This window comes from Xanthomonas euroxanthea (assembly GCF_903989455.1).
Classification (GTDB): domain Bacteria; phylum Pseudomonadota; class Gammaproteobacteria; order Xanthomonadales; family Xanthomonadaceae; genus Xanthomonas; species Xanthomonas euroxanthea.
In genome coordinates, this window is sequence record NZ_LR861803.1 from 3,572,854 (window position 1) to 3,585,240 (window position 12,387).

Here is a 12,387-nt window from a genome sequence, read left to right on the forward strand (position 1 = left end):
GGGTCATGGTAGCTGTCTGCTGCGAAGACGATGTGGGCTTGGGGGAATCGGGAATCGGGAATCGGGAATCGGGAATCGGAAGCGGGAAGCGGGAAGCGGGAAGCGGGCACACCTTAGTTTGCTGTGGGTGCCGCCTGTTTCAAGGCGATTGGCGCCGGCGGGCTGCGGCGCACTCAACCGAGTCGCCGCACCTCGCTCACCCCAGGCAAGGCGTCCAGCTTGCCAAGCAGGCTGGACAACTGGTCGTAGTCGCTGACCTTCAGGCGCAGGCGCAGTTGTGCCCTGCCGGTGTCGCGCACGTTGTCGCTGTTGATTTCCAGCACGTGCGCGTCCTCCTGCGCGATCAGGTTGGTGATGTCCTTGAGCAGCCAGCGGCGGTCGACCGCGCGCACCTGCACATCCACTTCGTAGCCGCTGCCGGCCTGGCCCCACTCCACCGGGAGCACGCGCTGCGGATGCGCCGCCGCCAGCCGCGACAATGCCGCGCAATCGGTGCGATGCACGGTGATGCCGCGGCCGCGGGTCAGATAGCCGGCGATCGGCTCGCCCGCCACCGGCTGGCAGCAGCGCGCCAGCTGCACCAGCAGATTGCCCACGCCCTGCACGGTGAACTTGGACTTGCCCAGGCCCTCGCGGCGCGCGGTGGGCCGCGGTGGCGCCGGGACCGCGGGCTGCGAGGCGGCCCGTTCGGCCTCCAGCAGGGCGCGGCTGACCTGGTTGGGCCCGGTATCGCCCAGCGCTACCTGGATGTACAGGTCGTCGACCGTCTCGGCGTGGAACTTGCGCGTGGCCACGCCCAGATCGGCGTGCTGCAGGCCCAGCCGCTTGAGCTCGCGATCCAGCAGGTCCTTGCCGGCCTGCACGTTGCGCGCGCGGTCGAGCTTGTGGAACCAGGCGCGCACCTTGTCGCGCGAGCGCCCGCTGGCCAGAAAGCCGTTGGACGCCAGCAGCCAGTCGCGGCGCGGGTCGGCTTCCTTGGCGGTCATGATCTCCACCCGGTCGCCGCTGCGCAGCCGGTAGGTCAGCGGCACGATGCGGTCGTTGACGCGCGCGCCGCGGCAGCGATGCCCGACCATGGTGTGCACGTGGTAGGCGAAATCCAGCGGCGTGGCACCTTGCGGCAGGTCGATGACCTCGCCCTTGGGCGTCAGCGCATACACGCGGTCCTCGATCAGCTCGGCATCCAGCGCACCGGCCAGTTCGCCGTGGTCGCCGTCCTGCACCTGTTCCAGCAACTGGCGCATCCACTGGATCTTGCGGTCGAAGGCCTTCTCGCCGCCCTTGCCGCCTTCCTTGTATTTCCAGTGCGCGGCCACGCCGAGCTCGGCCTGCGCGTGCATCTCGTGGGTGCGGATCTGGACTTCGATGGTGCGCCCTTCCGGGCCGACCACCGCGGTATGCAGCGAGCGGTAGTCGTTGGCCTTGGGCCGGGCGATGTAATCGTCGAACTCGCTCGGCACCGGCGCCCACAGCGAGTGCACCGCGCCCAGGGCGGCATAGCAGGCGGCCACGTCGTCGACCATCACCCGGACCGCGCGGATGTCGTACAGCTGGTCGAAGGACAGGCGCTTTTTCTGCATCTTCCGCCAGATGCTGTAGATGTGCTTCGGCCGCCCGCTCACGTCCGCGCGCAGGCCCTGCTGCGCCAGCGTCGTCGACAAGGTGCGCTTGACCGCATCCAGATAGCGCTCGCGCGCCACGCGGGTTTCGTCCACTTCGCGGGCGATGCGGCGGTAGGTGTCCGGCTCCAGGTGCCGGAACGCCAGGTCCTCCAGCTCCCACTTCACCTGCCAGATGCCCAGCCGGTTGGCCAGCGGCGCATGGATGTCACGGGTGAGCTGGGCCAGTGCACGGCGCTGCTCTTCGCTCAGGCGGTCGGCCACGCGCATGCGCGCCAACTGCCGTGCCAGCAGGATCGGCACCACCCGCAGGTCGTGGATGATGGACAGCAACAGCCGCCGCAGGCCTTCGCTGTTGCGCCCGGCCTCGCGACCGGCGTGCAGGGCCCAGACCTGGTCGGCCGCATCCAGCCCGTCCAGCAGTCCTTCCACCGCCACACGGCGCTCGGCCGGTTGCCACGGCAGGCCGGCGATCGCGCCGCGCAGCGCCGGCAGGTCGAACAACAGTGCCGCAATCAGGGTCGCCTCGTCGGCCGCCAGCAACCCCAACGCGTCCAGCGTGTCGGCGAGCAGCGCCCAGGGCACGTCCTCGCTCGGCGCTGGCAGCTGCTGCCAGGCCTGCGCCAGCGCGTCACGCAGGTCTGGCGCGATCGATGCGAGGGCAGGACGCTGCAGCAAGGCATGCAGGCGCTCGAAAGAGGAACTGGTCACAGCGGTGGACACGGCGATCGGCAACAACAAGGGGCTGACAGCTACGGTAACGTGCGCGTCACCTTCTCCACAACGCGCAGTGCGCCGTGCTCGGCGCACTGGCATGCGCCTGCGCTTATGGTCGGTTCACCCGCCAAGGTCTTGATTCGCAACCGCTGCGGGCCGCGATTGGTGCAGCGCCGCAAGCCGATCAGCACGGTCAATCGGCTTTTTACATGCTTTTTACAACTCGCCCAGACCGCCTGCCTATCCTCCATTGGCGTTGCCGTTGCGTCCTGCCGCGGCCACGTCATTCCAACCAACTGCGAGGTAGCCGATGAAGACCTGGAAGAAGCCTGTCGTTCGTGAAGTCAACTGTGGCGCCGAGATCAACTGCTACGTCTCCGGCGAATTCTGAGCGCACCTGCCGCCCTTCCTCCCGATGCATGACCGGCGATTGCCGGCAGATAGGTAACAGTTCTCCATGCGCATCATCGTTCTGGGATCGGCGGCCGGCGGTGGGCACCCGCAGTGGAATTGCCACACACCCGCCAGCCGGCGGGCATGGCAACAAGCCGACGGTGCCCAACGTCGTACCCAGGCCAGCATCGCCGTCAGCGCCGATGGCCAGCGTTGGGTCCTGATCAACGCCTCACCCGATTTCCGTCAACAACTCCTTGCAACGCCCGCGCTCTGGCCGCAACGCGGTCTGCGGCATTCGCCGATCGAGGCGGTGCTGCTGACCAGCGGCGAGATCGACCATATCGCCGGGCTGCTGTCGATGCGCGAGAGCCAGGCGTTCTCGCTGCATGCCAGCCGCCGCGTGCTGGACCTGCTGTCGCAGAACCCCATCTTCGATGCAGTCAATCCGGCTTACGTGCAGCGCCAGCCGTTTGCGCTGGAGACGCCACTATCGCTGCTGGGCCTGCAGCTGACGCCCTTCTCGGTGCCGGGCAAGGTGCCGTTGTTCATGGAATCGCGCAGCGGCGGCGACCTGGCCGGCTCCAATGAAGAAACCCTCGGGCTGACCATCGACGATGGCCAGCACCGCGTGCACTACATCCCCGGCTGCGCGGCGATGACCGATGCCTTGCGCGCGCGCCTGCAAGGCGCCGAGCTGGTGTTTTTCGACGGCACGCTGTGGCGCGACGACGAGATGGTGCAACTGGGCATCAGCCAGAAGACCGGCCAGCGCATGGGCCACATGAGCATCGACGGCCCCGACGGCACGATTGCCGCGTTCGCCCCGCTGGAGGTGGCGCGCAAGATCTTCATCCATCTCAACACCACCAATCCCGTGCTCGACATCCACTCGCCGGAGTACGCCAGTGCGCGTGCCAGCGGCTGGGACGTCGCCTACGACGGCCTGGAGATCACCCTGTGACCACCCTGCTCACCCCGGACCAGCTGGAGGCGGACCTGCGCGCCATCGGCGCCCGCCTGTATCACGACCAGCATCCCTTCCACGCGCTGCTGCACGAGGGCAAGCTCGATCGCGGCCAGGTCCAGGCCTGGGCGCTGAACCGCTTCGAATACCAGCGCTGCATTCCATTGAAGGACGCCGCGATCCTGGCGCGCATGGACGACCCGGCGTTGCGGCGGATCTGGCGGCAACGCATCCTCGATCACGACGGCAACAGCCCCGGCGATGGCGGCATCGCGCGTTGGCTGCACCTGACCGACGCGCTCGGCCTGGAGCGCACGCTGGTGGAATCCGGCCGTGCGCTGCTGCCCGGCACCCGGTTCGCGGTGCAGGCCTACCTGCAGTTCGTGCGCGAAAAAAGCCTGCTCGAAGCGATCGCCTCCTCGCTGACCGAGTTGTTCGCCCCCAACATCATCGGCCGGCGCGTGGCCGGCATGCTCAAGCATTACGACTTCGTCTCGCCCGAAGCGCTGGCCTATTTCGAGCATCGCCTGACCGAGGCGCCCCGCGATTCGGATTTTGCGCTGGACTACGTCAAGCAGCACGCCGATACCGTCGAGAAACAGGAGCTGGTCAAGGCCGCGCTGCACTTCAAGTGCTCGGTGCTGTGGGCGCAGCTGGACGCATTGCACGTGGCCTACGTCGCCCCGGGCATCGTGTGGCCGGATGCATTCGTGCCCGACCGCGACGCCAGCCGGGCAGCGGCGTGAGCAGCATCACCCGCGACAGCCAGCCGGCCCTGCGCGCAGGCGTGCGCCTGCAGCACGACCGCGCGCGCGACCAATGGGTGCTGCTGGCGCCGGAACGGGTGGTCGAGCTGGACGAGATCGCACTGGTGGTGGCGCAGCGCTACGACGGCGCGCGCTCGCTGGCGCAGATCGCGCAGGAACTGGCGGGCGAATTCGACGCCGACGCGGCCGATATCGAAGTCGATGTGATCGAACTCACCAACACGCTGCATCAAAAGCGTCTGCTGCGGCTATGACCATCGCCCCGCCACCACTGTCGGTGCTGCTGGAGCTGACCCATCGCTGCCCGTTGGCCTGCCCGTATTGCTCCAACCCGATCGCATTGGCGGCGCTGCGCGAGGAAATGGATACTGCCGGCTGGCGCTCGCTGCTGCAGCAGGCTGCCGACATGGGCGTGCTGCAGGCGCATTTTTCCGGTGGCGAACCGATGCTGCGCAAGGACCTGCCCGAGCTGGTGGCGCACGCACGCGCGCTCGGGCTGTACAGCAACCTGATCACCTCCGGCGTGGCCGGCGGCGAGCCGATGCTGGACCAGCTGCAGGCGGCCGGACTGGAGCATGTGCAGCTGAGCGTGCAGGATGTCGACCCGGCCGGTGCCGACCATATCGCCGGCTATCGCAACAGCCTGGCGAAGAAGCGCGCGTTTGCCGCCGCCGTACGTGCGCGCGGCCTGCCGCTGACGCTCAATGCGGTCTTGCATCGCCATAACGCCGAGCGCGTGCCCGGCATGATCGCGCTGGCGCTGGAGTGGCAGGCCGAACGCATCGAAGTGGCGCACACCCAGTACTACGGCTGGGGCCTGCGCAATCGCGCCGCGCTGATGCCCAGCCGCGCGCAGCTGATGGCCACGATTGACGCGGTGGAAACCGCCCGCCGCGAGCTCGGCGACCGCCTGGCGATCGACTTCGTCACCCCCGATTACTACGCCCGCCAGCCCAAGCCGTGCATGGGCGGCTGGGGCCAGCGCTTCGTCAACATCTCCCCGCGCGGCGACGTGCTGCCCTGCCACGCGGCCGAAACCATCGACGGCATGCGCTTTGACAACCTGCGCGAGCGTTCGCTGGCCGACATCTGGAACAACGGCGAGGCCTTCGTGCGCTTCCGCGGCACCGCGTGGATGCCCGAGGTCTGCCAGGGCTGCCCCAAACGCGAGATCGACTGGGGCGGCTGCCGCTGCCAGGCGCTGGCGCTCAGTGGCGATGCCGCCACGCTGGACCCGGTCTGCGAACGCTCGCCGCGGCATGCCGAGGTGCGCGACACCGCCGAACGCGAAGCTGCAGCGCCGGCACCGGAGTTGGTTTACCGCCGTCCCGAGCGCGCGAAAGTGCCCGCGTAGATCTTAAGTCGCCGGTGGCGGAGCGCCCCCACACCCTGGTGGTGTCTCCACGCTGTGCGAGGCGGCTTGGGGCTGTCCCGCACACATCAGCACCTGTGGTCTCAGGCTGCACGCTGCGCTCCAGCGTCTACACTAGCGGCCTCTTCGTCTTCTGGATGGCTTCCATGTCGCTCGCGCGCCGCATTCCCTTGCTGGTCTGCCTGACCCTTGCCCTGAACGCCACCCCGGCCCTGGCACAGCGCGCGGTGCAGGGCGACCTGCAGTCGCAGATGAGCGCCGAACAGTTCAAGGCCGCCGGCCTGGACAAGCTCGATGCCGGCGAACTGGCCGCGCTCAACGACTGGCTGCAGGGCAAGGTCGCCAAGGAAGCTGCGGTCGTGGTCGAACAGGCCAAGGAAGCCGGCCGCCAGGAAGTGATCGTCAAGAACCGCGGCTTCTTCGATTTCGGCAGCAAGGAGCCGATCGAGAGCAACATCGTTGGCGAGTTCAAGGGTTTTTCGACCGGGCGCGTCTACACGCTCGCCAATGGCCAGGACTGGGAGCAGACCGACGCCGCCACGTTGTCGGGCGTGCGCAAGACCGCGCCCAAGGTCAAGATCAAGCCGGGTCTGGTCGGCGTGTGGTATCTGCAGATCGAGGGCTACAACACCCAGGCCAAGGTCCGCCGGATCAAGTAAGCCCGACCGGGCACCGCGCGGCCCGCCAGCGGGCTGGCGCACCCACGCCACTGGGAGAACACGCATGCGGTCGATGACACGTTGCAGCCTGGTGTTGCTGGCGTCACTGGGCTGGTTTGCAGGTGCTGCGCCTGCAGGCGCGGCCCCTGCAGCCGCCCTGTCAGCGCAGCAGTGCGCCGACGCGCCCGAGGTCGGCATCGACCAGGCGCTGGTGTGCTATCACGATGCCATCGAACGCCAGCCGCTGGTCTACCGGCGTGTGGCCACCCGCACGGTGGCTGGCGTCGAGCGGCGCGATTACCTGCTGACCTCGCAGCAATGGTCGCCCGAGGCACTGGTGCAGCCGGCCAGTTGGCAACACGATGTCGCGATCTATGTCCCCACGGATGCGCTGCCGACGCGTGCACTGTTGCTCTCCACCAATGGCACCCGTCATCCAGCCGATGGCGGCGCGCCGCAGCCGCCCAGCGAGTTGTCGCCCGAGGCCCTGGCGACGCTGGCAAAGCGCAGCCGCACCGTGGTGATCGCGCTGGGCGATATCCCCAGCCAGGCGCTGACCTATCGCAACGACGGCACGCCGCGCCGCGAGGACGACAGCGTCGCCTACAGCTGGTCGCTGTTTCTGGCATCGCCGCAGCAACGCAAGACCCTGCCGCTGCATGTGCCGATGGCCGCCGCCATCGCGCGCACCATGAGCCTGGCCGAACGCGAGTTGGCGCCGTTGCAGATTCATCGCTTCATCCTCGCCGGTGCCTCCAAGCGTGGCTGGGCGAGCTGGCATGCCACCATCGCCGACGCGCGCGTGGAGGCCGTGGTGCCATTGGTGATCGACATCCTCAACATGCCGGCGGTGCTCGAGCACATGTACCGGAGCTATGGCGGCAACTGGCCGATCGCATTCAATGCCTACGCCAGGCAGGGCATCACCTCGCAGCTGCACACGCCGGCCTTTGCGCAACTGGTGCAACTGCAGGACCCGCTGCATTATCTGCACACGCCGCAGCGCAAACGCCTGGCCGTGCCCAAGTACATCGTCAATGCCAGTGGCGACGATTTTTTCCTGCCGGACAACACGCAGTTCTTCTACAACGCGCTGCCCGGCAGCAAGGCGCTGCGCATGGTGCCCAACAGCGCGCATAACGGCATCCGCGCCTTCATCGTCGACAGCCTGGTGCCCTTCGTGACCCGGCTGCAGCAGCAACGCGCGCTGCCAAAGATACGCGATTCCCTGCACGCAGGCGAACACCCGCAGATCCGCTTCCACTCCTCCGAGCGCCCTGCGCAATTGCGCCTGTGGCAGGCGAGCAACCCGGTGGCGCGCGACTTCCGCCATGCCTGCGGCATTCGCTACAGCGCCACGCCGATCACGCCTGCACGCGGCAACACCGTGTCGGTACCGGTACGGATGCCCGAGGCCGGCTGGAGCGCGTACTTCGTCGAGGCCACCTACGCGGACGGCTTCGTCGCCACCAGCCAGACCTATGTGCTCGGCAAGCAGCAGTACCCGACGCAGGCGCCACCCACGGATGGCGCGGCCTGCAGCACCTTGCCGGGCGCTGCCTCTGCGACGACTGCGCGCCGAGTGGGCGACTCTGCCGACAACTGACAACCAGGCTGTCGGTATCGAATGTCGATGTCGATGCCTACGATGCCCCCGGATGGCGACAACCACCACCGCTACCGGTCCGCAGTGGCCCGCGCGCGCCTTCCGCACTGCGCAATCACCTCCGCGCAGACAGCGCTGAATCGGGCGATCCTGCACTTGAGCCTGCCAACAAGATCGATCCAACCCGACTGAACCATTGACATCGTTGTCACCAACTTCTACACAGGCCGCTACTCGCCGATCGCATTGGCCGACCGGACGAACCCAAAGGACTGCACGTGGCTGCGACTTCGCGTTCTGCTCTCGCTACCGGCCTGCCCACCGCACCGGTTGCCACCGGCTTCATCGCGGCCGACGTCGGTGGCACGCATGTGCGGGTCGGCCACATCGCGCAGGCGGACAACGCTGCAGCCGAGCTGGCGCATTACCGCACCTACCGCTGCGCCGAACACGCCAGTCTGGACGCCATCCTTGCCGACTTCCTGCAGACCGGACGCGATGTCGAAGCCGTGGTGATCGCCAGTGCCGGGGTCGCACTGGACGATGGCAGCTTCATCAGCAACAACCTGCCATGGACGATTTCGCCTGGCCGCATGCGCGCCGCGCTCGCCGTCCCCAGCGTGCACCTGGTCAACGATTTCGAAGCGGTGGCCTACGCCGCCCCCTTGATGGAGCAACGCGCCGCGCTGCAACTGAGCGGGCCGACCCCGCGGCATGCGCGCGCCACCGGCCCGATCCTGGTGGTCGGCCCCGGCACCGGGCTGGGTGCGGCGGTCTGGATCGATGCCAGGCCGCGGCCGATCGTGCTCGCCACCGAAGCCGGCCAGGTCGCCCTGGCCAGCCACGACGAGATGGAACTGCAGGTGCTGCGGATCCTGCTGCGTGGCGAGCGCTATCTGCCACTCGAGCATGTGCTGTCCGGGCCCGGCCTGCTGCACCTGTACAACGCCGCGTGCGAACTGCATGGCGCCACCCCGCGCCATCGGCTGCCGGCCGCGATCACGCATGCCGCGCTGCACGAAGACGATGCTCTGGCACGCGAGTGCCTGCAGATCTTCTGCGCCGTGCTGGGTAGCGCGGTCGGCGACATGGCGCTGGCCTACGGTGCGGCCGGCGGCATCTATCTGGCCGGCGGCTTCTTGCCGACGATCGGGCCGTTCCTGCAGAACAGCGCTTTCCGCGAACGCTTTCTGGCCAAGGGCCGCATGCGCGCGGTGCTCGAACGCATCCCGGTCAAGCTGGTCGAGCACGGGCAACTGGGCGTGCTTGGCGCGGCCAACTGGTATCTGCAACACCACGCTGACCTGTCGTAAGCGATCCACCACGCGCTCGGTCCCGAGCGCGCGTCTGCAAGACCCCGCATCCGGCGAGCAGCAGCCCGCCGTCCTTCCCTGTGCGTGATGAGGAGAGACATCATGAAATACAGCACCACCCTGCTGTCCAGCGCGATCGCGTTGTCGCTGGCATTCGCTGCGCAAGCCCAGGACACGGTCGACCGACAGGCCACCGACCTGGATGCCGTGCAGGTGGTCGGCATCCGTGCCAGCCTGGAAAAGTCGCTCGACACCAAACGCAACAACGCCGGCATTTCCGAAGCGATCACCGCCGAAGACATCGGCAAGTTTCCAAGCACCAACGTGGCCGAGGCGCTGTCGCAGATTCCCGGCGTCACCCTGGACCGGCGCTTCGGCCAGGGCGAGCGCGTCAGCATCGACGGCACCGACCCCAGCCTCAATCTGTCCTTCCTGGACGGCCACCCGGTGGCGCAGGCGATCTGGCTCTACGGCGAGCAACCCAGCCGCGGATTCGACTACACCTTGCTGGCGCCGCAGATCCTGGGCCGCGCGGAAATCCTTAAATCCTCCGAAGCGCGCCTGACCGAAGGCAGCCTGGGCGGCACCGTGTTGATGCACACCCGGCAACCGCTGGACCTGGACGTCAACGAGGTGGCCGCCTCCATCGGCTACAGCTACAGCGCACAGGCCAGCGAAGGAAAACCGAATGCCGCGCTGCTGTATAGCTGGAAAAACGCGGCCGACACCTTCGGCATTGCGGTGTCGGCGCAGCATTACGAAGAGCGCGTCGATCGCCGCGGCATGGAAGTGTTCGGCTATGCGCCGGCCAGCACATTTGCCAATGCCGCAGGCGGCGTGCCCGCCGATGCGGACGTGCCCAACTCGATCAACGCGGCCTGGTTCCAGCAGGATCGCGAGCGCGACAGCGCCGTGGTCAACCTGCAGCTCAAGCCCAGCGAGGCGCTGGAATTCAACCTCAGCGGCCTGTACATCAACGAGAACTTCGACAACTACAACCAGTCGATGTACAGCTTCCTGACCTGGAATGCCGGCACGGTGGCGGCAGTGGATCAACTCGGCGGCCTGCGCAACGGCGTGGTGACCAGCGGGCATTCCGGCGCCAATGCCGACCCGCTCGGCGGCACCGTGATCTACGACAACAACGTGCGCGAATCGGAAGTCACCACCAAGGGCCTGGACCTGCGCGGCGCATTCCGCGGCGATGGCTGGGGAGTGAACGGGCAGGTGGGCCAAAGCAGATCCGAGAACAAGGACCTGTCGCAGTATTTCATCGAACCGTTCTACAACGGCGGCTTCAGCTGGGACACGCGGCGCGGCATCCGCTTCGACGATCCGGCGCGTGCGCGTGATCCGGCCAACTGGGGCTCGGCCGGCGGCTGGTTCGGCAATAACGGCATCTTCTCGACTGAAAGCAAGGACACCTACGGCCAGCTCGACCTGAATCTGCAGTTCGACAGCGTGTTCAATCAACTGCTGCTGGGCGTGCGTCATGGCAAGCACGAGGAGCGCTTCGAGCTCAACGTCTATGGCGGCGTGACGCCAGGCACGCTGGCCGATGTGGGCACCATCGGGCTCACCGACCTGCAGGAGTTCCATCCCGACCACGGCCGGCATGTGCAGGCAGGCCGCAACAACGTGCTGGACTGGATCCGCAACAGCCCGGTCGACTACGGCGCGCCGGACCCGGCCAGCTACCTCAACAACACCTGGGCGCTGCAGCAGACCAACAACGCCGCCTATGCCCAGCTGAATTTCTCCGGCGGCGGCCTGCGCGGCAATCTCGGGCTGCGTTATGTGGATTCGAAGACCGAGGGCAGCGGCTTCGTCTACAGCGGCACGCCCACCCTGCAGAACGCCGACAGCCTGTGGCAGACCCGCACGCGCAAGGAGGATTTCCTGCTGCCCTCGCTCACGCTGGCCTACGAGGCTGCCGACGATTGGGTGTTCCGGTTTGCCGCGGCCAAGGTGATCGCCTGGGCGCCCTACAACCAGATGGTCAACAACACCTTCCTCAACGACACCACCTTGACCGGCAGCGGCGGCAATGCCGAGCTGTCGCCGTACGAATCCTGGAACTTCAACCTGTCGGCCGAGTATTACTTTGCCCAGCAGTCGGTGGTGGCGTGGTCGCTGTTCTACAAGAAGATCGACAACTACATCGATACCAGCGCCAGCGTGGAACGCCAGTACAACGCGCTGCGCGATACCGCGCCGCAAAGCTGGGCGCAGTTGCTCGGCAGCAATGGCTGCAGCGCCGATGGCTATTGCGATTACAGCATCCAGCGGCCACGCAACGCCGGCGATGGCAAGGTCAAGGGCTTCAACATCGCATTCCAGCAGCCGTTCGGCGACAGCGGCTTCGGCCTGACCGCCAACTACACCTACGCCAATGGCCAGAACAACACCGGCGATGCGCTGCCCTACCAGTCGCGCAACAGCGTGGCAGTCAGCCCGTACTACGAAAAGGGCCCGCTCAACGCGCGGCTGACCTACAACTGGCGCGACAGCTACCTGGCCGGCGGTTACGTGGCCGGCGCCGCGCCGGCAAGCGTGGACGACTATGCCGAACTCGGCGCGAGCATCGGCTATGCGTTCAGTCCGAACTGGTCGTTGCAGATCGACGCGCAGAACCTGCTGGACGAGCAATACCTGCAGTATCTCGGCGACACCGACCACCTGGCCGGTCGCTACAGAAGCGGGCGCCGCTATATGGCGAGCCTGCACATGAAGTTCTAGCAGCGGCTGGCAAAACGGCTGCGCTCGCCGCCAGGCGGGCGTGGCCCGTGCTCGGAATCGGCACGTACACCTCGTATACGCCGGTTCCGGGCGCGCCGTCCACGCCCAGCCGACCACTGCTCGCTATGTTTCGTTGGTGGCTTCAAGCGCAGCGCGCGGCATGAGCAACCCGTTGATGGCAGGACCTGCGCTGATGCAGCGCGCTGGTGATGACGGCAAGCCGTCGTCACCAGCG

11 protein-coding genes and 1 other RNA gene are annotated in these 12,387 nt (G+C 67.2%); 11 read left to right on the plus strand and 1 reads right to left on the minus strand.

Features of this window, described 5'->3' with window-relative positions:
• Nucleotides 1-173: 173 nt before the first annotated feature.
• A complete protein-coding gene (locus H7A86_RS14995; RefSeq protein ID WP_180708158.1) occupies nt 174-2,357 on the minus strand; it encodes a RelA/SpoT family protein in 2,184 nt (727 codons plus the stop codon).
• Here H7A86_RS14995 and H7A86_RS15000 point away from each other — a divergent pair.
• The 11 genes from H7A86_RS15000 (at nt 2,301) to H7A86_RS15045 (ending at nt 12,291) form a co-directional block, all read left to right on the plus strand.
• Nucleotides 2,301-2,678: a hypothetical protein gene (locus tag H7A86_RS15000; RefSeq protein WP_147421315.1), complete on the plus strand. Its 378-nt coding sequence runs from the start codon at nt 2,301-2,303 to the stop codon at nt 2,676-2,678. The genes H7A86_RS14995 and H7A86_RS15000 overlap by 57 nt on opposite strands.
• The gene (gene pqqA / locus H7A86_RS15005) at nt 2,647-2,727 is read left to right on the plus strand and encodes a pyrroloquinoline quinone precursor peptide PqqA (protein WP_002812057.1); all 81 of its coding nucleotides are present in this window, start codon (nt 2,647-2,649) and stop codon (nt 2,725-2,727) included. The genes H7A86_RS15000 and pqqA overlap by 32 nt, the downstream gene beginning before the upstream one ends.
• A gap of 66 nt (nt 2,728-2,793) precedes the next feature.
• Entirely contained in the window at nt 2,794-3,693 is a 900-nt protein-coding gene (pqqB, locus tag H7A86_RS15010) for a pyrroloquinoline quinone biosynthesis protein PqqB (RefSeq protein WP_104584653.1), read from the plus strand.
• On the plus strand, nt 3,690-4,442 hold the full coding sequence (pqqC, locus tag H7A86_RS15015) for a pyrroloquinoline-quinone synthase PqqC (RefSeq protein WP_119131130.1): 753 nt from the start codon (nt 3,690-3,692) through the stop codon (nt 4,440-4,442). Before pqqB ends, pqqC begins: the two co-directional genes overlap by 4 nt.
• Nucleotides 4,439-4,717, plus strand: a complete 279-nt coding sequence (gene pqqD, locus H7A86_RS21075; RefSeq protein WP_115677205.1) for a pyrroloquinoline quinone biosynthesis peptide chaperone PqqD — start codon at nt 4,439-4,441, stop codon at nt 4,715-4,717. The genes pqqC and pqqD overlap by 4 nt, the downstream gene beginning before the upstream one ends.
• Nucleotides 4,714-5,817, plus strand: coding sequence for a pyrroloquinoline quinone biosynthesis protein PqqE (gene pqqE / locus H7A86_RS15020; RefSeq protein WP_220453012.1), 1,104 nt, complete (start codon nt 4,714-4,716; stop codon nt 5,815-5,817). Before pqqD ends, pqqE begins: the two co-directional genes overlap by 4 nt.
• A 164-nt stretch (nt 5,818-5,981) precedes the next feature.
• The gene (locus H7A86_RS15025; RefSeq protein WP_104584661.1) at nt 5,982-6,494 is read left to right on the plus strand and encodes a hypothetical protein; all 513 of its coding nucleotides are present in this window, start codon (nt 5,982-5,984) and stop codon (nt 6,492-6,494) included.
• A gap of 64 nt (nt 6,495-6,558) precedes the next feature.
• Nucleotides 6,559-8,100, plus strand: coding sequence for a PhoPQ-activated pathogenicity-related family protein (locus H7A86_RS15030; RefSeq protein WP_119131128.1), 1,542 nt, complete (start codon nt 6,559-6,561; stop codon nt 8,098-8,100).
• 278 nt (nt 8,101-8,378) lie between these two features.
• On the plus strand, nt 8,379-9,413 hold the full coding sequence (locus H7A86_RS15035) for a glucokinase family protein (protein WP_119131127.1): 1,035 nt from the start codon (nt 8,379-8,381) through the stop codon (nt 9,411-9,413).
• 102 nt (nt 9,414-9,515) lie between these two features.
• Nucleotides 9,516-12,152, plus strand: a complete 2,637-nt coding sequence (locus H7A86_RS15040; RefSeq protein ID WP_119131126.1) for a TonB-dependent receptor — start codon at nt 9,516-9,518, stop codon at nt 12,150-12,152.
• A gap of 62 nt (nt 12,153-12,214) precedes the next feature.
• Nucleotides 12,215-12,291, plus strand: a non-coding RNA gene (locus H7A86_RS15045) — sX9 sRNA.
• Nucleotides 12,292-12,387 lie beyond the last annotated feature (96 nt).

Bases quoted from the DNA above. Each gene is read 5' to 3' on its own strand.
- H7A86_RS15000 (WP_147421315.1), top strand. From the start codon at position 2,301: ATGCAGGCGCTCGAAAGAGGAACTGGTCACAGCGGTGGACACGGCGAT.
- pqqA (WP_002812057.1), top strand. From the start codon at position 2,647: ATGAAGACCTGGAAGAAGCCTGTCGTTCGTGAAGTCAACTGTGGCGCC.
- pqqB (WP_104584653.1), top strand. From the start codon at position 2,794: ATGCGCATCATCGTTCTGGGATCGGCGGCCGGCGGTGGGCACCCGCAG.
- pqqE (WP_220453012.1), top strand. From the start codon at position 4,714: ATGACCATCGCCCCGCCACCACTGTCGGTGCTGCTGGAGCTGACCCAT.
- H7A86_RS15025 (WP_104584661.1), top strand. From the start codon at position 5,982: ATGTCGCTCGCGCGCCGCATTCCCTTGCTGGTCTGCCTGACCCTTGCC.
- H7A86_RS15030 (WP_119131128.1), top strand. From the start codon at position 6,559: ATGCGGTCGATGACACGTTGCAGCCTGGTGTTGCTGGCGTCACTGGGC.
- H7A86_RS15040 (WP_119131126.1), top strand. From the start codon at position 9,516: ATGAAATACAGCACCACCCTGCTGTCCAGCGCGATCGCGTTGTCGCTG.